The organism is Bradyrhizobium sp. BR 1433, from assembly GCF_051547665.1.
Lineage (GTDB): Bacteria > Pseudomonadota > Alphaproteobacteria > Rhizobiales > Xanthobacteraceae > Bradyrhizobium > Bradyrhizobium australafricanum.
In genome coordinates, this window is sequence record NZ_JBPUGG010000001.1 from 3,546,657 (window position 1) to 3,569,528 (window position 22,872).

The window sequence follows — 22,872 nt, forward strand, 5'->3', positions numbered from 1 at the left end:
CGCAACGAGTGCCGAGATGAGATTCGAAAACGTCATCATCGTGCGATCGCTGGAATTGCGAGAGACCACGTTGGATGCGCATGGCGCCTTCAAATCAACGCATCGGCTGCTTCGCGAATGCCCGTGTAAATGTCGTCGAGATCTGGAGCCGTAATGCAGTACGGCGGCATCACGTAGATGGTGTTACCAAGCGGGCGCAGCAGCAGATTTCGCGCCTTGAAGAAAGCCTGAAGCTTCGGACCGACGGTCGCAAGATAGCCCGTATCCCTCACCTCGAGATCGAGCGCTGCGATGGTTCCGGTGCGGCGGACGTTTGCAAAGCGCGGATCCCTACGGAATGGCTCGATCGCCCGCTCCTGCATAGTGGCGACCGATGCCAGGCGATCACGAGACGCGCTGTCTTGCCAAAGATCGAGGTTGGCCTTCGCTGCGGCGCAGGCCACCGGATTCGCAGCATATGAACCCGAGTGAAAGAACGTACGCGTGCGATCTTTCGAATAGTGCGCATCAAAAATATCACCGCGGCAAAGCGTCACCGCGAGGGGAAGCGCACCTCCCGTGATGCCCTTCGAATAGCAGACGATATCTGGTGTGATGTTGGCTTGCTCGCAGGCGAATAAAGATCCGGTACGACCCCAACCGGTCATGACCTCATCGGCGATGAACAGAACCTCAGATACTTCGCAGATCCGTTTCATCTCCTTGAGCACCCAGGCGGGGTACATTAGCATCCCGCCAGCCCCCAACACGAGAGGCTCGACGATAAACGCCGCTGGAATTTCGTTTCGACATACGGCCTCGAGCGCATCAAGAGTCACCTGTTCACGGCCGCTTGCTGGGAACGGAACCGAGGTCACGTCGAACAGCAGCGGCCCGTAGGCCACGTTGAATACGCCGCGGGCACCAACCGACATCGCCCCAACCGTGTCGCCGTGATAGGAATGTTGCATCACGACAATGCGTATGCGTTGCTCGCCAATATTATGCCAATAGCCGAGCGCCATTTTTAAGGCGACTTCCACGCTGCCTGAACCACCATCGGAGAAAAAGACATGGTCGAGACCACGCGGCACGACTTTCAATAGCAGCGCCGCAAGCTCCTCGGCCGGCTCATGGGAATATCCGGCAAAGATGATCTGGTTAAGCTTGCCAGCTTGCTCCTGGATTGCTCTGACAATATTTGGATGGCAATGGCCATGGGTTACAACCCACCAGGAGGAGATTGCATCTACGATGCGGTGCTCCTCTGACGTGTAGAGATAAGCTCCATCTCCGCGCACGATCTTGATCAGTTCGTCTTGCAGCGCGTGTTGTGTGAACGGATGCCAGATCGGCGACCTCTTCTTTAGCGCCATGGCTTGAAATCATCTCGACGGAATGAAGCGTTGAACGCGGCCTGCAGCGTGTCTGCCGACAAAGGAGCAATCCAGGGCAAGCGCCCTAACCAACGGACCCGGCCCATCTCGCAAATCGCCCTCACAGCTTCCGGGTTCTTCTCACCAACGAAAGCTATTCCGAGAATGTCGATGTGACGCTTTCGGAGAGCCTCTATTGAGAGCAGCGACTGGTTAATCGCTCCCAACGCAGTGCTCGCGCAAAGCACGACTGGAAGCCGCCATCGCTCAAAGATGTCGATGTAAAGTGTGCTGCCACTCAGCGGTACCATCAGCCCGCCGGTCCCCTCGATCACAAGTTGCCGCTCCCCGGTATCGGGCACATTGAGCGAATCCGTGTCGATGCGAACTTCGTCGGCTTCGGCGGATTGATGGGGCGAAGTGGGAGTTCGCAGGCGGTAAAGCTCCGGCACGATGCGATCGGATGTGAGACTGCCGAGCCTTGCGACCAGCTCTGTATCGGTCTCTCCCGCAAGACCCGCCTGAATTGGTTTCCAATAGCTCGCGCCGAGGAGATTGGTCAGCCCCGCGCAGAAGATCGTCGTTCCAATTCCGGTATCCGTGCCAATCACCACGATCTGCTGCAGCCTCATCGAGCTTCACCTCATATCTCCTCAAACAGAACGTCGAGCATGGACGTCATCCTCGACGACATTGAGCGTCATTGAAATCCGCAGACCGGCTAAAATCTAACGTTGAACGCTACTTGCGACCGACTATTCGTCGATCGTACCAGTTGTCTGCCAGATCGCGCTCGCCGTAGGCGTGCGATCGCTGTACGAACCGGACCGACCTGCGCTTGGAGCCGAAAGATGTATCCTAATTGTCTCAGAACAGTACGCTACGTACTCGAGGTGGTCCGCGAACCACCTATCGAAAGATGCTGAATGAATCGGGGCCCGGGAGAATGTTCAGCCCGACCTGATGCTTTGCGGGTCGCAGCGGCCGGCGCAAACGATTTGCTGCCTTTGCAAATCGTCTCTTCGCGAGCCGCCACGTCCCGCGGTTCGTCACAATGCTAAAGTGAAACGGTGAGGCCGACCTATCGTGCCGGTCCCATGGTGCGCAATCACATAGGCGGCAAACCGCGCTCGGGTTCGACGTTGAAGATTCCGACGCGTCCGTTGTCATGCTGCGGTGTCCAGCAGCAGTTGCACCTTATCCACCTGGTGCCCCCACCGTGATGCCGTGATTACTCGCAAACCTCGGCGGAGCTTGCAAATTCTTCCATTTGTACTCGCAGTCGAGCGCCCTAGCGGCTTGCTATCGCAGCTCAATCAAGGTCGCCGCCTGATGCTAAACGCGTGCTGCGAGCGCGCAACGTCGATCAAGCCGTGCCACCTGCTCGCGCGCCACATTCAGACCATTGGCCCCCTGGTAGTCCAAATGCTTTGATCAAAGAGATGGTTCTTGCGAGCTTCTGCCGCAGGCTCCAACTGCCGGACGAGCGGCAACCCTTGCTTCTGCCGTAAGGCGGCGGCGCCAGCATTGCGCTGAGCCTGATCCCGGGCTAAGGATGCGGCCGAGTTGCAGCGTCATCTTTGCGGTCACCATGATCCGTCACATCGTGTTCTTCACGGCCAAGGATAAGGCCGATATCGACCAAATCATCGACGGTCTATCGGTTCTCACTACAATCCCACATGCACGCCGACTCGAAATTGCACGTAACCGCAAGAGCGATCAACTCGGCAACGATATCGATGTCGTTGTCTATGGTGAGTTCGATAGCGAGAGAGATCTTGCAGCGTACAAAACGCACAATCTGTATCTGGAGGCGATCCGGCGCGTACGACCACTCCGGGAGCTGCGCTTTGCCGCCGATTATGAACTATCAACAGACGTCCATTTCGCTGGAGCGGCGGAGTTAAGCCAAATTGCTCGGCGCAGCCGGCCGGCTGACACAGGCTAATTTGATGATCAGCCCAGGGTTCGTCCGTTTCGGACGAAACGTGGCCTTTCTCTGGACGATCGGTTCGAACCCCGCCAACCATCGGTGATCGCTAGCACTATGGACGTCCGTGAATTGCAGTGGATCGAGCCCGTCAAGGCACTGCGATGCCTTGCGCGCCGGCCACACCTTGCCTTTCTTGATAGCGCAGCGCGGCATGAAACGCTTGGGCGGTATTCATATCTATCGTGCGAACCGTTCAGCACCTATTTGATTACCGATGGACATGCAAGTTGGAATGGCGAGACTATTCAGGGCGATCCTTGGGTAGTGCTTCGCACGCTTCTCGCCAGATATCGGGAAGAGCATCGCCCTGATCTTCCGCCCTTCCAGGGAGGCGCGGCCGGCTTTTTTGCTTACGATCTGAATAGGACGTTGGAACGATTGCCGGCGCCGGCAAATCCCGGTCAGTGCTTGCCCCACTCGATTCTGCATTTCTACGACGTGGTCGTCAGCTTCGACCACCACCACAACAGGTGCTGGATCGTCTCCACCGGATGGCCGGAGCAAGACCCCGCTCGACGAACCGAGCGCGCGCGTCGTCGCGCCGACGAGTTTTCGGCGCTGCTTGCCAATCCAAAGGTTCCGCGGATTATAATCCCTGCCACGGCGGGCGCATGGCATTCGAACTTCAGCCGTGAAGGCTACATCGCGGCGGTCCAGCGCGTCGTCGATCTGATTCTAGCAGGGGACGTATTCCAGGCAAACATTGCCCAACGGTTCAATGCCAGGGTGTCGCCCCTGTTCGATCCGCTCTCCTTTTACTGCCAACTGCGCTCATTAAACCCGGCGCCGTTTGCAGCCCTCCTGCGCTATGGCGAGCTGACCATTGCGTCGAGCTCCCCGGAGCGTTTCCTGAAATTTGATGGACGGCAGGTCGAAACGCGCCCCATCAAGGGCACGATCGCGCGTTCCGCCGACCCGAAAGAAGATCAGCGCCGCGGTGAAATCCTGCTTGCATCCGAAAAAGACCGTGCCGAGAACATCATGATCGTCAACCTTCTGCGCAATGATCTGTCGCGCGTTTGCACTGCGGATTCGGTCGACGTTCCAGCGCTGTGCGACCTCGAGTCCTTCGCTTCAGTGCACCATCTCGTCTCGATCGTGAGGGGCGAACTTGCGACAGGCAAAGACGCGGTTAGTCTGCTTCGCGCCTGTTTTCCAGGAGGATCCGTGACCGGCGCTCCAAAGGTGCAGGCGATGAAAATCATCGCGAACATCGAGCAAGTAGCACGAGAGGTCTATTGCGGGGCGATCGGCTTCATCGGCTTCAACGGGCACATGGATACAAACATCGCGATCCGCACCGTGACGATCGATAATGATCTGGCTGCGTTTCATGCAGGTGGCGGGATAACGGTGATGTCGGATCCAGAGGCCGAATACGAGGAGACGCTCGCCAAGGCACAGCGAATCTTTGAGGCCTTTCAGGCCACAACACCTGGTGCACCTTGATTGTCATTATCGACAATTACGATTCGTTCGTCTTCAATATTGCGCGCCATTTCCGTAAACTAGGTGAAGCAACGGAAGTAATCCGCAACGATGCGCTCAGCCTTACCGACATTGTCGGCCTCAGACCGCGCGCAGTGGTCATTTCGCCCGGTCCCTGCACGCCAATGGAGGCTGGGGATATCGACCGCCGTGGTGCGCGAACTTTCAGGTCGCGTCCCAATTCTCGGTATTTGTCTCGGACACCAGTGTATAGGCAGCGTCTTCGGCGGACGCGTCGTGCGCGCTCGTCGCCCTATGCATGGTCGGTCCTCCTGCGTAACGCATGACGGTCGTGGGCTGTTCAGCGAACTTCCGTCCCCACTTTGCGTCGGTCGCTACCATTCGCTCGTTGTCGAGCTGGATGAAGCATCCAGGCAACATCTTAAGGTAACGGCGCACTCCGACGAAACCGAGATCATGGCCCTCGCCCATCGCTATCACCCAACCTATGGCGTACAGTTTCATCCGGAATCGATATTGACCCAATATGGGTCCATGCTGCTGATGAGCTTCTTGCAAATTGCAAACGCCTTCGCGAGCAGGAGAATCGACGCCCACGAACCGTTGGCAACGCCTCTTTCAAAGGACGCATCCGAGCCACCATCCAGGATATGATCGCGCGCACTGCAGCCGCTGGTTCAGTCTGGCCGGCTAGCAGGAGTTCTGCTCGCGACCTCAGTGACTTGATCGCTCTAGAGGCGCGATCGAGCGCCCCTCGGTCGACCGACGGCAGCAATTCGTGGCGCGGGCGAACCCCGGAAGCGTAATTCGCGGCTCCTGCGCCTGGGAGCGTTCAGCGTCATCGATTGGCCAGATGGGCATCAGCTGCCCCGGTGAGGTCGAGCTCGGCTTGGTCAGCGCTTGCGTCAGCGCGGTGATCGGACGCGATCGCGACATAGACCGCGGGCAGCACGAAGAGCGTGAACAGCGTGCCGATCGACATGCCCGCGACGAGCACGAGCCCGATCGAGAAGCGGCTCGCGGCGCCCGCCCCCGTTGCGGTCAACAAGGGTAAGAGGCCCATGACCATCGCCGCCGTGGTCATCAAGATTGGACGGAGTCGGACGCGCGCCGCCATCTCGATGGCCGAGCGGCGATCGAGTCTCTCCTTGAGCTGCAGCTCATTCGCGAACTCGACCATCAGGATACCGTGCTTGGCAATCAACCCGACCAATGTCAACAGTCCGACCTGGGTGTAAATGTTCATGGTCGCCGCACCAAAGAATAGTGGGATCAACGCGCCGACGATCGCCATCGGTACGCTGATCATGATGATGAGCGGATCTCGCAAACTTTCGAACTGCGCCGCAAGCACCAGGAAAATGATGATGAGTGCAAATGCAAAGGTGATGGCCAGTTGATTGCCCTCCTGCACATATTGGCGGGCGTCGGCAAGGAAGTCGTGGCTGAAGCCTGAGGGTAGCTTCTTTGCCTCCCCGTCCAGGAAGTCCACAGCCTGCCCGATCGTGACGCCGGGCATCGGTACGGCCTGGAAGGTCGCGGAATTGAGTTGGTTGTAATGGGTGAGCACGTTCGGATCAGTTGCCGTCTCGATGGAAACCACGGTTGACAGCGGCAGCATCGAACCTGCCGCAGTCTTCAGAAAATAGCTGCCCAGTGATTCCGGCGTCAGGCGCTTCTCGCGCGTCACCTGCGGGATCACCTGGTAAGAGCGGCCCTGCAGATTGAAGCGATTGACGTAGTTTCCGCCAAGTAGGGTGGCGAGCGCGCTACCAACGTTCTGCATGGTGACGCCAAGGTTGTTAGCCTTGGAGCGATCGACTTTGATTCGTAGCACCGGCTGGTTGAATTCAAGGTCGGAGTCGCTGACCATGAACAGACCGCTGTTGCGCGCGGCATCCTTCAGCTTCGACATCTGCTCATAGACAGACTGGAAGCCACGCGTCGAGTTGATTACCATCTGCACTGGCAGACCACCCGATCCACCCGGAAGCGGCGGCAAGCTGAAGGCAAATGAGTTGATGCCTTCGATCTTTGACAGCTCAGCCTGGACCAACGGCTTTAGCTCGATCGACGACCGCTTGCGCTCGTCCCATGGCTTGAGCAACATGCCTGCCATGCCGCCTTGCGGACCGCTAACGCCATTCAGAACGAAGCGCAGATCGGTCTCGGGAAATTTCTGGAACGCGTTGTCAACCTTGGTGCCGTAGTAGTCCAGGTAGTCGATGTTGGCGTATTTCGGCGCCTTGGATATTGCGAATACGATGCCTTGGTCTTCCTCAGGTGCAAGTTCCCTGGAAATATGCATATAGAGAAAGCCGACGAGGCCCAGCATGGTCAGCGCGAACAGCCCGGTAATCGGGCGATAGTCGAGCGAGCGGTCGAGCTTGCGGCCGTACCAGCGTGTCATGTCGCCGAACACGCGGTTCACAAATGCCGCAAAGCGCCCCTCCTCGGTGCGTTTCAGGAAGACCGAGCACATCATCGGCGACAGCGTCAACGCGATCACGCCAGACACGATCACCGAACCAGCCAACGTAAGCGCGAATTCGCGGAACAGCGCACCGGTGAGGCCGCCGAGAAAGCCGATGGGCGCATACACGGCGGCCAACGTAATCGTCATGGAGACGACGGGGCCAACAATCTCGCGCGCGCCGATCTTGGCGGCCTGTATGGGCGGCGCGCCTTTTTCCAGATGGCGATGAATGTTTTCAACGACGACAATCGCATCGTCCACCACGAGACCGATCGCAAGCACCATCGCGAGGAGGGTCAGGAGATTCAATGAAAATCCCAGCGCCAGCATCATGCTGCAGACGCCAACCAGCGACAGCGGAATGGTGACGACGGGAATGATGACCGAGCGCAACGAGGCCAGGAAGAGGAAGATGACCAGCACCACAATCACGACGGCCTCAATGAGCGTGTTCTTCACTTCATCGATCGATGATTGAATGAACCTTGTGGAGTCGTAGGCCACTTTCATCTTCAGCGACGGCGGCAGATTGCGCTCCAGTTCCGGAAACAACGCTCGAACACCTCGCACGATGTTCAGGGGATTTCCTTGCGGGCTCGGCTGCACGCCGATGAAGATCGCGTGCTCACCATTCATGGCGACGCTGACGTCTGTGGTCTGCGCGGCAAGCTCGACGGTCGCAATGTCCTCCATGCGCACAAAGCCGCTGTCATTGGCTTTGACGATCATGCGCTTGAAGTCCTCGACACTCCGCAGATCAGTGTCGACCGTGATATCAGAAAGGATGAAATAGCCCTTGGCCTGACCAGCCGCGGCCTGGAAGTTGTTGGCGGCGATTGCAGCTGAAACCTCAGCCGGCGACACTCCGTGCCCCGCCATTCTTACTGGATCGAGCCAAAGTCGCATCGCAAAAGTCTGGCCGCCCAGGATATCTGCCGCTGCGACACCCTCTACAGTTGACATAATCGGCTGCACCACCCGCGAGAGATAGTCGGATATCGCGCTGGCCGTCAGTTCTTCGCTGGAGAAGGCGATATACATGACAGCGGTGGTCTGACCGGTAGACTTCGTGACGACAGGATCGTTCGATTCCTTCGGGATCAGATATTTGACCGAGTTGACCTTAGAAAGCACTTCAGTGAGCGCCTCGTTGGAATCGAAATTGAGCTTGATGTAGACTTGGATCGTCGAGGTGCCGAGAACCGAGGAGGACGTAATGTAGTCGACACCCTCGGCCGAAGCGACCGCCTGCTCCAGCGGGGTGGTGATGAACCCCTGGATCATGTCCGCGGAGGCACCAGGATAAGACGTCGTGATAGTGACGAGCGTATTCGACAGCTTGGGATACTGCCGAATCGGCAGAACGGCGGCCGCGCGAAGGCCAATCAGCAGGATCAGCAGACTGACAACGATCGACAGTACCGGACGTTTGATGAAAAGCTCGGTAAATGCCATCGCGGCGCTCGCATTCAATAGACCGACGCAAATTCGGCAAGTCACCGCCCTATCATCGATGCGGAGACTGCGGCTAAGGTCTGTGGCGTGAGGGAAGCGGAATCGGTTGCTCTAAAGGCTCTTGTTCCTGAGCAACACATCGCCCTCTACTTCGCGAGGATATTGGGCGACCATTTCGAATGAAGGTAGAAGCTTCAGCATGGCCTGAAGGGTCAGCTGACCTTCGTAAAGCTCCTTGTCGCTGTATTCGGTGTAGATGAAGCGCGTATTGTTTAAGGTCTGCCTGCCGCCAGCGAAGACATCAGCCTCCGCTCCTTGCACATCCATCCAGATCAAATCAATTTTGTTCAGATTGGCCTCGGCGCACCAGTCATCCAGGCGTCGGGTTTCAACCGATATCGGGCTATCGAACCGAACCCATTCATACTCGGTAAGATGATTCTTTGGTCGCCGTATCGATCCAGAAAGAGCCCAATCCTTTGCCTCTCTATCTCCGTTGCTTGGATGGAAGTCGACGCTACCATTCTTGTCGCTAATCGCGATCTCCGATAGACGAATCTTCTCGAGATAGAGACCAATGTTTTTCTTGAACCGAGCAATCGCCCGGGGATCCGGTTCGAAGCAGTAGATATGAGCTTCTGGGCAAAGCTGAAGAAAACGTAACGAGTCAGTTCCGTCGTAGCTGCCTATGTCCAAGATCACGGGATCTGGCTTCTGAAGGAACGAAACAATACGCTGATGGACCTCCAATGCGGACCCGGGCTCACGTGTTTCCATTTAACTCTGTCCTCACGCCTCAATGGCTCGCAACAAAATCAAGTTAGCTTAGGCTTTTGCCGATCACTGACGACCTTCGGAGATCTAGCCTCGACTCTGAAAGTACAAAAACCAGACGGGTGGCTCAACTCTACAGAGGTAAGCAGGCGATATAGAACGGGTTGCAAAACCTATACTAAGGTTTGCAGATGAAAGGAAGTTGCACGAATGGTCCGGCATTCGACGCGCCGCGCTCTCGCGGTCCTCTGAGGTTCGCGAGCTGTTCGACTAGATGTCAACCACCGGGCCGGGACTTCGCCAACCTCCTTGAAGACGGCAGACTCTGCCTGACCAGCAACGATAAACGCTGGGGAACGAACATCCGCGGCATCGCTGTTGGAAGACACAACTGAACTTTTGCCTCAGCGCGGCGGAGCGCACTGCTATTGCTGACGCGTCTCACCACCGCACACTTGAACGACGTTGACCCGCAAGCCAGGGCCACCGATGCCTCGCCCATCGCCGATCTGCCTGCGTTCCGCCTGCAGAGTAGCCTCGCCAGGAATGGAAAACGCCTGCGTGCGGTTGAAACCCCTCCGATAAGAAGCCCGTCGCAGCCGCCTGAACGTCTCAGCGACCATAGTCCCTCGCTCATGCGCCCGGAACCGTTGTGCGGCTAACCTCGGACGGGCACCTTACGCTGCGCTCGCAATCGAGCTATACCGGTGTGTAATCGAGTTATCCCCGAGGATGACTGGCACGATCGCGGGCGCAATCATATGGCCTTATACTATCTAGATAGTCGAGGGAGGCCATGTCCACTCAAGTTCACTGCCTATTCGGGGAAGCAAAGGAACGCGCACCGCACGGTCGTCGCGCACCTAGTCTATATTCCAGTTTGATCGATGATTTGAGTCAGTTGAATTTCGCAGACGCGGATGACCGTCGAGCATTCCCTCCGACACTACACAGCATGTTCGCAAGGCATGGACTGTTCGGGCTCACTACACCAGCAGAGCACGGCGGAATAGCTCTTCCCTTGCAAGAGGCCATCGACCTCATCTCCGCTACTGCATCCTTCGACGTCTCGGCTGCCTCTACCCTCGTCATTCATAACTTCTTGGCATTGCCCTGCATCGAGGCGGCGCCGCACATCCCTGAACAGAGGCACGTCATGTCCTGTGCAACACGCGGCGACCTTTGCGCATTCGCGTTGACAGAGCCTCAAGCTGGTTCTGCCCCGCGGCATATCGAGGCCTCGGCTTTCATGCACGAAGATAGAGTTCGCATCTCTGGTCGCAAAATTTGGATCGGCCTCGCCGATTGGGCTCGTTGGATCGTTTGCTTTGCGCGAGCCTCTGGTCCCGATGCGAAAGGTCGGCTCGTTGCCGTACTAGTTGATAGACAGGCTCCGGGCCTAAAGGTCACACACGAGCATCGCACCCTCGGTCTACGCGGCATCATTCAAAATACCCTGGAGTTTCAGGATGTCGAGGTGCCGAGTGCTTACGTGCTATCTCGCGATCAAGACGGCTGGGGGCAGCAACATCTGAGTATGAACCGCGGGCGTATCGGTGTGGCTGCCATGGGCCTTGGAGCCCTTGAGCGCGCTCTCCAGGTCGCAGCCTCATATGCAAACCATCGTCGATTAGGCAAGCTGCGCATGATTGAGAACAGCTATATCGCGCAGCTATTGGAGCAGATGGTACTCCGGCGGGAAGTCGTGAAGGCAATGCTGGGTGCATCCTGCCGAATTGTCTCAGCGCAGGGCGCACCCAACGTCCACCTTGCTTCGGCAACGAAGGTTTTGTCGTCGGAATGGTGCGGCGTCGTCGCAGATCAGTGCGTCCAACTGTTAGGCGGCCGTGGTTACGATGAGGGAACACCGGTGGCTAAAATCTATCGAGACGCTCGCATTCTACGCATCTTCGAAGGTCCGACCGAGGCGCTTCTGTCGCATCTCGGCCGCTGCCTTCTCTCTAGAGCCACACGTGACGAGATAGCCGATCTTTTTCTGTCTCTTGGTGCGGCGCAAATCCATGCCGCTATGATGGAGGAACTTTCCGGACTGAACGAGACAGACGGCGCCGTGCTAATCTATGCGGGTTGGCTCACCACGCTAGGACTGGCACAAGCTATCATGTCAGCTGATGGCTTCTTCCCTTCAGATTGTGCCACAGCAGCAGCTGACCTAGTCAGTTCCGAGTTAGCAACTCTCCGCACTCGCGCGCCGACACGGCAATCTTTCGAGGGCCGCATTCGCGCCAGCCGGGTTCTGAATGCCTTCCTCCAAGATGCAGTTTCTTCCATCGGTGCACCTGTCCTCACAGACGATCACCTCAAATTGGTGCAGTATGTATAACATCTTGCTAGGTCGATACGCAGAAAGATCATTGACGGCTGATCGCTTGCTGATTCCTCTGCGGTGCGCTTCGGGCAACGGCGATACAATACACCCGTTCAGGCTGAACGACGATCAGTAGCGGCGGATCAAGTCCTATTTGCCGATCGACGTCCGGCAAGGAAGTGCGTGTGATTAGCGGCAACTTCCATGTGATCAAGAGCGGTTGTCGATGGAGTGATTGCTCTAGTGAATATGAGCCAGCCAACGACGATCTAGTCGACCACCCTTCAATCGCCGGCACGGCCAGAACCCCGATAGACAAAAGTGACCACTGCCGGGTCATGGTTCTTTCTGCGAGCGTCTGTGTCCGCATCAAACGACCTGATGCTCCATTGGCTCAAGCGCCGGAACACGGTGTTCCGGTCTCAGAAGGCATCAGGAAGATCGGGTCAAGGAAAGCGGTACGCGCGATCAAAAGAACGCCTTCCACGAACATTCGTATCCCGATCGGTCGATCCGTTCTGGTCCGGCCGGCGTATGATCAGCGGCGCCATTCGCTTCCAAGCCGCGTCGCTCAACACCAAACGGTCCATCACACCCGAGGCCGTCTCATCAAAAAGGAAGCGTCTTGAATCTAATTTGCGCCTAAAAGGACTCCTTAAGATCCACACTGTTTCACGGTCCCTCTCATCTCGGCGAGGAAAGCGCCCAGCTGGCCGAATTGAGATCTGATTTGCGGCGAACGTTCTGTACAGAATGTACAAAAGCACCTTGTTGCCCACACGCCGTTGTACCCACGTCTCGGAAGACGGGTCGATCAGAACCACTTGCTACCGCCACATCGTGGGCGCTCCGGTCAACGCCGCTTGGCCGATTTGCCTGAGGACATCGACCGATGTCTCTCCACGCGCGCCTGCTTCGAGGAGTTTACACGCGACGTGGGTTCGGATGCCGATTTCGTGACGGGATACACCTTCACAAACCTCATCCAGGACCGCACGCAATACGGCAGCCAATTCGGAGTCGACCATTTGAGTGCCCCTCAATCTCACAACTCTAATCATCTGCCTGTGCTGGCGGGACAGAATCTGGTTGGGTGAACGCCGAGCCAATATATGCACGTGACCATGTAAACAATTTTAGCGTTTGGGTTGAATACCATACACGTCCCCGGCTTCAGCACTATTCGTAAGAACGTTTCCGTTCGATGACTTTTTCGATTTGAGGGAGGAGTTCACCCTCGAAGAGCTAAGCGCTACCGCTGCCCTCCCTGCGGAGGCCTCGGGCTCCGCGCGGTGTACGAACAGTCAGACGGCAGAAAATTGCCCTCTCGATATCTCTTGCGACAATTCACCATAAGACAGCATAACGCCGGCTGCCGTAACCGAAGCAAGTGCAACGAAATACATCCCGTGATCCCTCAACGTTGGTCATAGCGAGCCTTCTACACTTCTTCTCTGAAGGTTTCGTGGACCGATCGAGACTCACGCAAAATGCGGAGCTAATCGTTCGTAGGAGCCAGAGAAACGGAATGCGGTGCGCGGCGATGGCGGAGCCGACCAAAATTGTCGGTGTCAATGCAATGGACGCCGCCCGCGGCGTGAAACCGGGTGCCGTCCGGAGGGCTTCGCCCGATTATCTATAGGTCCATGGCAGTCGACGAACCCTCGTTCGTATTCGCTCTCGCTCGACTGATGACCCCATAAATGTCTTTGATGTGTCCTCGGATCATCGCAAGACCCGCGCTTGGCAGATAAGCTTCTAGGAAACGCGACGGGGGGAGGAACAATAAAACGTGTCGCGCTCTCGGCGGGTTCGCGCGAGAACGACATCGCGCCTGCCATGCTCGCAATCGGACGCCCAGCGTTCTCGCTCCCTGAGCGATACATTGCGATACGTGCAGGGTGGAGACTGCATGCTTTTCAAGTTCGGAGAGGGACGATCGGCGGGCTATTTCTCGATCTTGGCAACGTCCTCATTGGCCACGATCATGGCGCCGCCTACTCCGGCCCTCTCCATCTCCCGATCTCCAACGCAATACGATCTTTCCCGCACGCGCCAGTGCCTTTGCCGATCCGACTATCGACTTCGCGCGATATGCATCAAGAGGGTCTTCAAGGGTACCCCGAATTGGTGACAAATCGTCGCTTGAGTATCTCTTGACGTCGCTTCCAGGAGACCGTCGACGGCTCTAACGGCATGATATCAACTGCGACACCATCAAAGGGCTCGACAGCAAGGATTCGAGGTCGGCTTGATTATGATTAGACACCGAAGCGAGTTTCACCGGACTTGTCTATCGTGAGCTGCCGATGAGACAGGCTCCAGTCGAATAACTAGTTCGCTTGCTGGAGAGCAGAGAACGAGGACGATGCTCGATTTTATTGACTTGCTAACCGAACGCTATCCAACGCCCGTATCGCGTGCCTGAGATAGACGTCTCAGTTTCGTGAAGCCACGATCAGTGGCCATAAAACGCCCCAGCATCGGCGCAATCAGTTTAAGTGGATCAATCGCCTGACCGGTCTCATGCGCAAGCGCTTCCGCGTACGCGAGAAGATCGCGATGAACCGCCGCCGGCAGTTCGGCAGTTACTCTGACTGCCCTGTCACTGGGAACTCCCGAGATTCTAAGCTTTGGCACGGCATCATCCTTTGTATGGTTCGAGCTGAAGATCGCGGTTGACAATCACCCGAACCGGAAAACCTGGACGGATGGTCAATGTCGGCTGGATGTTGAGACTGCGCCGCACGACTTGCTGGCCAGTTTGGTTCAACGAATCCCCTGCACCGTGCCGCAGCGCCTGGATAATTGCGCTGTCGTTGCTGTTCGTGTCGGAGCCGGAGCCAAGCTCTGTTCCGACAGCAAGAAAGGTCGATAGGGCGGCTGCCTTAAACAACTCGCCCCAATGATTGTCGACTTGGTCTTCTAGACCTGCATAACCCGCGTTGTCCGCACCAGGCTGTCGCTCTAGTACGGTCGAGCGACCGTTGGGCATGATCAGACGGGTCCAAACCAGTAGCACGCGGGACTGGCCGAAGGTGACCTGGCTGTCATAGATGCCGATCAAGCGGGCCCCCTGGGGCACAAGCAAGAACCGTCCGGTGGGAGTATCGTAGAGATTCTCTGTCACCTGCGCCGTGACCTGACCTGGAAGGTCCGATCTGATTCCCGTGATCAGTGCACCGGGAATCACAGTGCCGGCCTGCAACAGATACGGCGAAGCTGGCTTAGTGATGCGGTCAGGACTCACTGTGCGACGATCTACGGATGCGTTCACGAAAGCGAGTTTCGTATCTTGACCGTTCTGCGCAGATCCGTCGCCGCTGGAGCTGGTTGAGCTCGGGGGCAGGACACGGTCGCTTCCCGGAGCCGTGGCTGAGGTCGGCCGCATTTCTCTCCCGCTGCTCGAAGCAAATAAATGGCTGATACGGGCTGCTTCGGTCTCCTGGTCCCGGCGCTGTTGGTCCGGATCACCGCCGATCGTCGGCGACTGACCCTGAGCCGCGAGGATCGGTCGACCGAGGTCGCCAGGAAGCGGCGGACCAAGCTGCGGTATCGGTTGATGTGGAACGCCGGTGTAGTCCTTCGGCAGCGTGGTAATGCCGTCGGCAACGTTGTGATGATCGGTGCTGTAGAGCTCATCGGCCGCTTGGTTTCGAGGACGATTATTCTGCAGTGACCACAAGACGGCTCCGCCGATAACAAGCAATGCAATAGCACTCCCTCCCGCCAGGACTTTCCGGGACAACCGCGTCACACGCGGACGCTCTGCCCTCAACCGAAAGCTGCTGGATTGCTGGTCTTGTGCCTGCGGCGGAATGGCTCGTTCGTGTTCGTTTCCATTCGAGGTATTCATGACGACGGCCTCCCGTCAGTCCTAACAATTCTGACCTTCTGCGGATGCTCGCCGCCGAGCCGGAGTTCGGCCGCTGCAAACAGCCGGTCGACAATCAACACGTTGCCGTAGGCGCGATAATTGACGAGTTCGGTCTTGCCGTCAGGTCCGATGACGAAGAGCGGCGGCATCTCGCCTTGCACGATTCCCTGCGGGAATTCGACATAGACCTTGCGGCCATCGTCATATGCAGCGACCGGTCGCCAGGGCGCGCTATCCCCTTCAATCGCGTAGCGGGTGATGCGGTGCGCCTGATCCGGAAGAACGGGTCTCAGGGCAACTGAACGCGATCGTTCGCGCACGGTTTCCGGATAGTACCAGGCGACGGATGGCATGTATGGTCGCTCACGGGAGCGAAGCTCTATCAGGTAGGTGCGCCGGTCGGTATTGATGACAAGATTGGTTTCGATCGATGCGCGGGTCGGCTTGACCAGGATATGGACCCGCCGTGTATCGCCATTCCCGCTCTCAGTATCGCCCACGACCCAGCGGACGGTGTCGCCAGCCGCGATCGGTCCGGATCCGGTCAACTGCTCTCCTTCCTCGAGCGCAATATCCGTGATCTGCCCCGGTGCGGCGTAAATCTGATAAAGTGCCCCGGGACTGTAAGCGTAGATTTGCGCTGCATTGAAATACCCCCGCCTGCGCGGTTCGACGCGGGCCGCGCTGTTTGCCGTCTCAACCCGGCTCACAGCTTCGGGCTCTTCTTTTTCTCCCGACTTGCCGCCGAGCGCCGGCTTCCAGAGCGGTGGAACGTGAAGCGGTCGCGATGTCTCATCGAGAGGCGCTGGAGACGCAGGCAACGGAGGGACTTCCGCGTCATAACCGATCTGCGGCGGAATGTAGGTTGCACACCCGCCGAGCGCTGATGAACAAAGCAGGAGCGTGGACAGAATTGCGCGATTCGAGGTCACGAATTCGGACCAAGGCGAATTGGGCCTGCTGAGCAGGATAGGACGCTTCGAATGAGCGGTGGACGGCGTCTTGGTCACTGACTCAACTCCTTTGACCAGTTAATGGCGTGGACGTAGATGCCGAGCGGATTCTTGCGCAGGCGCTCGGCGTCGCGCGGCGTCTCGATCACGATCGTGAGAATTGCAGTCCAGCGCTCGGTCGAACTCAACGAGCCGTTGTCGTAGATGCGTTGGATCCATGCGATCCGAAAGCTTTCAGACGACGCGCGAATGACGCTTGAGACGTCCACGGAGATCTGCACCTTGCCCAACTTGGCAAAGGGGTCATTGTTGCGCGCATAGTCATTGAGCGCTGCCGCCCCACGATCGGTCGTAAAATCGTAGGCCCGAAGCCAGTTCTGGCGCAGAACAATACCGTCCGAGGGCAGGCCTCTGACATCCTCGATAAACCGCGCGAGGTGATAGGCGATCTGCGCGTCGGTGGGCTGATAGTCAATGTTGGCGGGCGCAACCCTCTGGGCCTGACCAAGATGATCGACTTCAACCACCCAAGGCGTGATCGATCCTCGGCTGGAATGCCAGACTAGGCCTCCGGCAAGGCCGGCGGACAGCATCAAACAGCCGAACGCCATCAAGCGCCAGTTTTTGGCCTGCACGCGGGCAGACCCAATGCGTTCGTCCCAAACCTGCGCAGCCTTTTGGTAAGGCGTGATCGGCGTGGGCATGCGCCCGTAGTGAACGGATGGTCGTTTGAACATCGATAACTGCCCCTTGAGATCAAGTGATCGGTTACGGGTCGTGCGGTGTCCGGATTGAGGCATCGGCCCGCGGTGTGTGGTAAGGCGCATACCGCGTGTCAGCGCTCTCCTTCGGACAAGTCCACGGAGGAGCCGCTGCCAGCGTGGTCGCCAGAGCGGACCGCGCGGCCGGCTGTCGACGCACTATGCCGAATGGTATGGGCACTTTTCATGCGCCGCGCCCAATCGGGCTGCGCTTTCCCTTCTGCCGAAGTGCTTGCTGCTTGCTCGCCCGCTTGGCCACCGCCGCCGAGCGTTGCCGCTGCACGACGCAACGGGCCCATGGCCGCCGAAGCGCCCGCCTCCGCGACGCCAGCAAGGCCGCCACTTCGATAGGCCGCGGATGCTCCACTCAAGACGGCACCGCCACCGCGCGCGGCGCCTGCAATCGCGCCGCCAGCGAGACTAGCACCGCCCGCGGCGAGGCCTCCACCCGCAGCAACGACACCGCCAGCGGCAAGTCCCGTACCGGCCGCGGCACCGGCGCCGAGTTGCGGTCCGCCAGAGACCAGGCCGTTTGCGATTCCCGGACCGAAGATACCGAGGCCGAGCAATGAGAGCGCCGCAAGGACCAGCGTCATCGCGTCTTCGATCGTCGGCTGGCCGCCAGCAAAGCCAGAGGTGAACTGAGAGAACAGGGTAGAACCAATGCCGAGGATGACGGCCAGAACCAGGACCTTGATTCCAGATGACATGACATTGCCCAGCACCCGCTCCGCCGCGAACGCGGTCTTGCCAAACAAGCCGAAAGGAATGAGCACGAAGCCCGCCAGCGTCGTCAGTTTGAACTCTATCAGGGTCACGAAGAGCTGGACCGCCAGAATGAAGAAGGCGAGCAGCACCACGACCCAGGCGAACAGGAGAACGACGATCTGGACGAAATTCTCGAAGAAACTGATGTAACCCATCAGGTTCGAGATCGAAATCGAGCAACGGTCGGCCGGCGTCGAGGCCGACTTGAGCGATCTTCCCTGGTCGCAGAAAATCCGACGCAGATAAGCTCGAGCCGGACGCTTTCAGCCCAAGACCGGCAAAGCTTTCGAAGACGATGCGTGCTAGGCTATTCCAATTGCCGATGAGGTAGGCAAAGACGCCGACGAAGAGCGTCTTCTTGACGAGGCGCGCGATAATGTCTTCGTCCGTTCCCCAACTCCAGAACAATGCGGCGAGCGTAATGTCGATTGCGGCAAGGGTCGTCGCGAGATATCCGACATCGCTACCCAGCAGCCCGAAGCCGTTATCGATATAGCGCGTAAACGTTTCCAGGAACTGGTCGATAATCCCGGTACCAGTCATGGCTTGCTCGCCTCAGGTGTTGCCAGGGGCGGATATCCATGCACGAAGCGGCTCTGATCCTTTGGGGCGGGCGCTAAATTCGCGGCGGAATCATCCTGGCCAGCAACTGCGGCGCCATCCCTCCTGCCAAAGAAACGACGCCGGTTTTCGTCCCAAACCTGCTTACAATGCCGGTAACCCGACGTTTCCTCGGAGGTGACACCGCGGCAGCGTACCAGGTCGGAACTGGTTGCACCTGTCGTCTGCGCTATCTCCGGCAGTGGCGGAGAATCGTCGCCACCGCGAAGCTGAATCGTGCAGGCAGCGACGACCAATACGCCGATTGTCGTAAGCAGCGACAAGGCCTTGAATGCGTTTACGTCGGTCATTGATGGAACATCCGCACGTCTTGCGATTGATAGCCCTGGCCCGGCATCAAGAACCGTCGGAGCTGCTCTCGGCCCTGGTCTTGGGCCGCGGCGCGTTGCGCCGCTTCAGAGCTCTGCGCCCGACTTTGTGCGGTTATGACTGCGGTGAGGTCGGCGAGCTGCTGCGCGCTCAGCGCGAGAATTTGATTGCCGGCCTGCGTTGCCTGCAAGGCACCGCTGGCGCCTTGGCTTGAGCTGACGAGCGCGGAGGTTTGGATGCGATTGGTATCGAGGTTGCCAACGATGCCAGCCTGGACCCGGAGCGCGTCTTGCGTTGCTGCGTAAGTATTTTGCCACCGCGATTGAGCGTTTGTGATCAGCAATTGGCTGGACTGGCTTCCGGTAACCGGCGCGTAGCTTGTCGAGAACGCGCGATCGATCTGCTGAACGTCGTAGGCGATCCGCTGGGCTTGACTCAGCAATTGCTGGGTCCGCTGGATCGACGATTGCAGTTGCTGCAGCGATGAATACGGTAGGTTTGCCAGATTCCTTGCCTGGTTGATCAACATCTGCGTCTCGTTCTGCAACGAGGTGACCTGGTTGTTGATCTGCTGGAGCTCCCGCGCGGCGGTCAGGACATTCTGAACGAAGTTGTTGGGATCAAAGACGATGAGCGCCTGTGCGGGCACCGAGACGCCAAGCACCAGCGCAATGGTGCCAGCGGCTGCCAATAGGCCAAGACGTCTCATAGCGATTTCTCCAGATTTGCAAGATTGGGGATCAAGTCTACGGCCCAGGCGACGCCCGGTGCTGGAGCCAGGCCGGCACGAACCCGTCAGGTCCATGTTCGGCGAGAAGCTGCGCGATTGCAGCCTGGTCTGTCTTGGAAGAGGCGGCCGTGAATGCGAGCGCGACATCACCAAGGCCAAGTTCGAACAGGCGGTTGCCGCGGCGCGATTGACAGTAGTAGTCGCGCTTCGGGGTTGCCCGGCTCAGAAGCTCGATCTGCCGGTCGTTGAGGCCGAAAGCGGCGATAGATGGCGGTAATCTGCGGCTCGATCGCCCGTTCGTTCGGCAGCAACAGGCGCGTCGGACAGCTTTCGATGATCGCCGGCGCGATCGCCGAGCCGTCAATGTCCGAAAGCGACTGGGTGGCGAAAATGACGGATGCGTTCTTCTTCCGAAGGGTCTTCAACCATTCGCGGAGTTGGCCCGCAAAATCCTCGTCGTCGAGCGCAAGCCAGCCTTCATCGACAATCAAGAGGGTCGGCCGGCCGTCGAGGCGGTCCCCAATACGATGGAACAAGTAAGCCAGCACGGCCGGGGCCGCGCTCGTTCCGATCAACCCTTCAGTTTCAAACGCCTGGACCGAGGCCTCGCCGAGGCGCTCGTGTTCGGCATCAAGCAGGTGTCCGGACGGACCGCCCAGGCAATAGGGTTGCAGCGCACGTTTCAGGGAGTTCGATTGCAGCAGGACCGACAGGCCCGTCAGGGTGCGCTCCTGCATGGGCGCCGAGGCGAGCGACGTCAGAGCCGACCACAGATGATCCTTGACCTCCGGGGTGATCTCGATCTTTTCGCGTGCAAGGATCGCGCCGATCCATTCCGTGGCCCATCCCCGCTCGGAAGGGTCGTCGATCCAGGCCAGCGGCTGCAACGCAACGGGTTGGTCGCCGCCATCGGACAATGCACCGCCGAGATCATGCCAGTCGCCGCCCATGGCGAGCGCGGCCGCCCGGATCGAGCCGCCAAAATCGAACGCAAAGACCTGAGCATCCGGGTAGCGGCGGAACTGGAGCGCCATCAGCGCCAGCAACACGGATTTACCAGCGCCCGTCGGTCCCACCACGAGGGTATGGCCGACATCGCCGACGTGGAGGGAGAATCGGAACGGGGTCGATCCCTCGGTCTTGCCGAACAGGAGGGGCGGCCCCTTGAAGTGCAAATCCCTCGTCTCGCCCGCCCATACGGCCGACATCGGAATCATATGGGCGAGGTTGAGGGTCGAAATCGGCGGCTGCCGCACATTGGCGTAGACATGGCCGGGTAGACTGCCGAGCCAGGCTTCCACGGCGTTCACCGTCTCGATCATGCAGGTAAAATCGCGGCCCTGAATGACCTTCTCGACCAGGCGGAGCTTTTCATCGGCAGCATGGGGATTGCCGTCCCACACGGTGATGGTCGCTGTGACGAAGGCTTGCCCAATCTGATCCGAACCGAGTTCCTGCAACGCCGCATCGGCGTCCAGCGCCTTGTTGTGAGCGTCGGTATCAAGCAGCGTCGACGCCTCGTTGGTCATGACCTCCTTGAGAATGGCACCGATCGACTTTCTCTTGGCGAACCATTGGCGGCGAATCTTGGTCAGCAGCTTCGTGGCATCAGTCTTGTCGAGCATGATCGCGCGGGTCGACCAGCGATACGAGAATGCGAGGCGATTCAGGTCGTCCAGAATCCCCGGCGTCGTCGCGCCCGGAAAGCCAACGATCGTCAGAACCCGGACGTTGGCTGACCCCAGCATCGGCTCGAGCCCGCCGGTCAGCGGCTGATCGGCCAACACCGCATCGATGTACATGGGGATTTCCGGCACTCGAACGCGATGACGCTTGGTCGAAATCGTTGAGTGCAGGTAGGTCGACGTGTCCTGGTCATCAAGCCATGCGCATTCGGGCATGAACCCTTCAACGAGCTGCAGCACACGATTCGGTCTGATCGACAAATCCACGAAGCAGCTCGCGCGCGTCGGCTCCAACGGCGCGATCGCCGCCCTCATAAAGCAATCTTTCTGCTCTCGCGGCCCCCTCCTCAGGCGGTCGATAGAGGAAGGTCAGGAAATAGCTGGACTCATGGTGGGCGCCCGCCTCTTCGAACTGAGCTTTGCGTTCGGCATCGACCAGCGCTGAGGCGACATCCGGAAAGGTGTTCGGCGGGTACGCACCCGCAAAGTGGCGCTGCGCCTCAACGAACACCGCCCAGCCTGAGCCTAGCCGCCGCAAAGCATTGTTCAAACGGCCGGCGACGGCGACGAGTTCAGCCGGCACGGCGCTGTCGAGGTCAGGCCCACGGAACTTTGCTGTCCGCTGGAACGAGCCATCCTTGTTCAAGATAATTCCCTCGTCGACGAGGGCTGCCCAAGGTAGGAAGTCGGCGAGCCGGGCATTGGAATGGCGATATTCGGCGAGATTCATCATGACCAAGGGCTCAGGCGTTGAGATGACCGGGAATGCGCAGATGTCGGCGCACCACATCGACAAAGGCTGAATCGCGCTTGGCGGCCCAGACGGCGGCCATATGGCCGAGGAACCAGAGGACGAGGCCCGCGATCCAAAGCCGCAATCCAAGACCAAGGGCCGCGGCAAGCGTACCGTTGACGATCGCGACCGCCCGGGGTGCTCCACCCATCAGGATTGGTTCGGTCAGAGCACGGTGAACGGGCACAACGAAGCCGACCACAGGTTCATCCATCAAATCACCACGCCGCCACCGAAGGAGAAGAACGATAGGAAGAAGCTCGAGGCAGCGAACGCAATCGACAGACCGAACACGATCTGGATCAGTCTGCGGAAACCACCCGACGAATCTCCGAACGCGAGCGTCAGTCCGGTCACGACGATGATGATGACGGCGATGATCTTGGCGACAGGGCCTTCTACCGATTGCAGGATCTGATTGAGCGGCTGCTCCCACGGCATGTTCGAGCCAGCCGCCCATGCCGGTGCCGCGGCCAAGAGAATCGTGCCGAACGCGGCAACTGAAGCCGTATCTTGAAGAACTCGAAATTGCTGACGCATG

Annotated in this window: 15 protein-coding genes and 4 pseudogenes; 4 read left to right on the forward strand and 15 right to left on the reverse strand. The window is 58.5% G+C overall.

The annotated features are described in order from the left end of the window. Nucleotides 1-89: 89 nt before the first annotated feature. A complete protein-coding gene (locus ACSKB9_RS17390; RefSeq protein ID WP_411784421.1) occupies nucleotides 90-1,355 on the reverse strand; it encodes an adenosylmethionine--8-amino-7-oxononanoate transaminase in 1,266 nt (421 codons plus the stop codon). After that, nucleotides 1,346-1,987, reverse strand: a complete 642-nt coding sequence (bioD, locus tag ACSKB9_RS17395) for a dethiobiotin synthase (protein ID WP_438074455.1) — start codon at nucleotides 1,985-1,987, stop codon at nucleotides 1,346-1,348. The genes ACSKB9_RS17390 and bioD overlap by 10 nt, the downstream gene beginning before the upstream one ends. A gap of 959 nt (nucleotides 1,988-2,946) precedes the next feature. On the opposite strand from bioD, the gene ACSKB9_RS17400 reads away from it, so the two are divergent. The 3 genes and pseudogenes from ACSKB9_RS17400 (at nucleotide 2,947) to ACSKB9_RS17410 (ending at nucleotide 5,454) form a co-directional block, all read left to right on the forward strand. Further along, nucleotides 2,947-3,306, forward strand: a complete 360-nt coding sequence (locus ACSKB9_RS17400; protein ID WP_411784423.1) for a Dabb family protein — start codon at nucleotides 2,947-2,949, stop codon at nucleotides 3,304-3,306. A gap of 99 nt (nucleotides 3,307-3,405) precedes the next feature. Beyond that, nucleotides 3,406-4,800: an aminodeoxychorismate synthase component I gene (pabB, locus tag ACSKB9_RS17405; protein WP_438074457.1), complete on the forward strand. Its 1,395-nt coding sequence runs from the start codon at nucleotides 3,406-3,408 to the stop codon at nucleotides 4,798-4,800. Beyond that, nucleotides 4,797-5,454 (forward strand): annotated as a pseudogene (locus ACSKB9_RS17410) (anthranilate synthase component II). The gene pabB and the pseudogene ACSKB9_RS17410 overlap by 4 nt, the downstream one beginning before the upstream one ends. Nucleotides 5,455-5,638: 184 nt before the next feature. Here the strand turns inward: ACSKB9_RS17410 and ACSKB9_RS17415 are convergent. Together ACSKB9_RS17415 and ACSKB9_RS17420 are read right to left on the reverse strand one after the other, a co-directional pair. Beyond that, on the reverse strand, nucleotides 5,639-8,731 hold the full coding sequence (locus ACSKB9_RS17415; protein ID WP_411784426.1) for a multidrug efflux RND transporter permease subunit: 3,093 nt from the start codon (nucleotides 8,729-8,731) through the stop codon (nucleotides 5,639-5,641). A 111-nt stretch (nucleotides 8,732-8,842) separates the two neighbouring features. After that, a complete protein-coding gene (locus tag ACSKB9_RS17420; protein WP_411784427.1) occupies nucleotides 8,843-9,508 on the reverse strand; it encodes an FkbM family methyltransferase in 666 nt (221 codons plus the stop codon). Nucleotides 9,509-10,301: 793 nt separating this feature from the next. Between ACSKB9_RS17420 and ACSKB9_RS17425 the strand changes: the two genes are divergently transcribed. Then, entirely contained in the window at nucleotides 10,302-11,849 is a 1,548-nt protein-coding gene (locus ACSKB9_RS17425) for an acyl-CoA dehydrogenase family protein (protein WP_438074459.1), read from the forward strand. A gap of 341 nt (nucleotides 11,850-12,190) precedes the next feature. On the opposite strand, the pseudogene ACSKB9_RS17430 reads toward ACSKB9_RS17425, so the two are convergent. The 11 genes and pseudogenes from ACSKB9_RS17430 to ACSKB9_RS17480 form a co-directional block, all read right to left on the reverse strand. Next, nucleotides 12,191-12,424: pseudogene (locus ACSKB9_RS17430) on the reverse strand (transposase); the annotation flags it as partial. A gap of 1,810 nt (nucleotides 12,425-14,234) precedes the next feature. Beyond that, complete coding sequence (locus tag ACSKB9_RS17435; protein ID WP_438074461.1) at nucleotides 14,235-14,474, reverse strand: DUF2274 domain-containing protein; 240 nt, start codon at nucleotides 14,472-14,474, stop codon at nucleotides 14,235-14,237. Nucleotides 14,475-14,478: 4 nt separating this feature from the next. After that, nucleotides 14,479-15,690 carry a TrbI/VirB10 family protein gene (locus tag ACSKB9_RS17440; protein WP_438074463.1) on the reverse strand — a complete coding sequence of 404 codons (1,212 nt, stop codon included), beginning with the start codon at nucleotides 15,688-15,690 and terminating at the stop codon, nucleotides 14,479-14,481. Then, on the reverse strand, nucleotides 15,687-16,721 hold the full coding sequence (trbG, locus tag ACSKB9_RS17445; protein ID WP_438074465.1) for a P-type conjugative transfer protein TrbG: 1,035 nt from the start codon (nucleotides 16,719-16,721) through the stop codon (nucleotides 15,687-15,689). Before trbG ends, ACSKB9_RS17440 begins: the two co-directional genes overlap by 4 nt. After that, nucleotides 16,718-17,401 (reverse strand): conjugal transfer protein TrbF, encoded by a 684-nt coding sequence (gene trbF, locus ACSKB9_RS17450; protein ID WP_438074466.1) that lies wholly within the window; start codon nucleotides 17,399-17,401, stop codon nucleotides 16,718-16,720. The genes trbG and trbF overlap by 4 nt, the downstream gene beginning before the upstream one ends. Before the next feature lie 98 nt (nucleotides 17,402-17,499). Continuing rightward, a pseudogene (trbL, locus tag ACSKB9_RS17455) lies at nucleotides 17,500-18,736 on the reverse strand (P-type conjugative transfer protein TrbL). After that, a complete protein-coding gene (trbK-alt, locus tag ACSKB9_RS17460) occupies nucleotides 18,733-19,104 on the reverse strand; it encodes a putative entry exclusion protein TrbK-alt (protein ID WP_438074468.1) in 372 nt (123 codons plus the stop codon). The pseudogene trbL and the gene trbK-alt overlap by 4 nt, the downstream one beginning before the upstream one ends. Beyond that, on the reverse strand, nucleotides 19,101-19,832 hold the full coding sequence (trbJ, locus tag ACSKB9_RS17465; RefSeq protein ID WP_438074470.1) for a P-type conjugative transfer protein TrbJ: 732 nt from the start codon (nucleotides 19,830-19,832) through the stop codon (nucleotides 19,101-19,103). Before trbJ ends, trbK-alt begins: the two co-directional genes overlap by 4 nt. Further along, nucleotides 19,829-22,271: pseudogene (gene trbE, locus ACSKB9_RS17470) on the reverse strand (conjugal transfer protein TrbE). The gene trbJ and the pseudogene trbE overlap by 4 nt, the downstream one beginning before the upstream one ends. 10 nt (nucleotides 22,272-22,281) lie before the next feature. Continuing rightward, entirely contained in the window at nucleotides 22,282-22,545 is a 264-nt protein-coding gene (locus ACSKB9_RS17475; protein WP_074124995.1) for a VirB3 family type IV secretion system protein, read from the reverse strand. Beyond that, nucleotides 22,545-22,871: a TrbC/VirB2 family protein gene (locus tag ACSKB9_RS17480; RefSeq protein WP_438074472.1), complete on the reverse strand. Its 327-nt coding sequence runs from the start codon at nucleotides 22,869-22,871 to the stop codon at nucleotides 22,545-22,547. Before ACSKB9_RS17480 ends, ACSKB9_RS17475 begins: the two co-directional genes overlap by 1 nt. Between the last annotated feature and the right edge of the window lies 1 nt (nucleotide 22,872).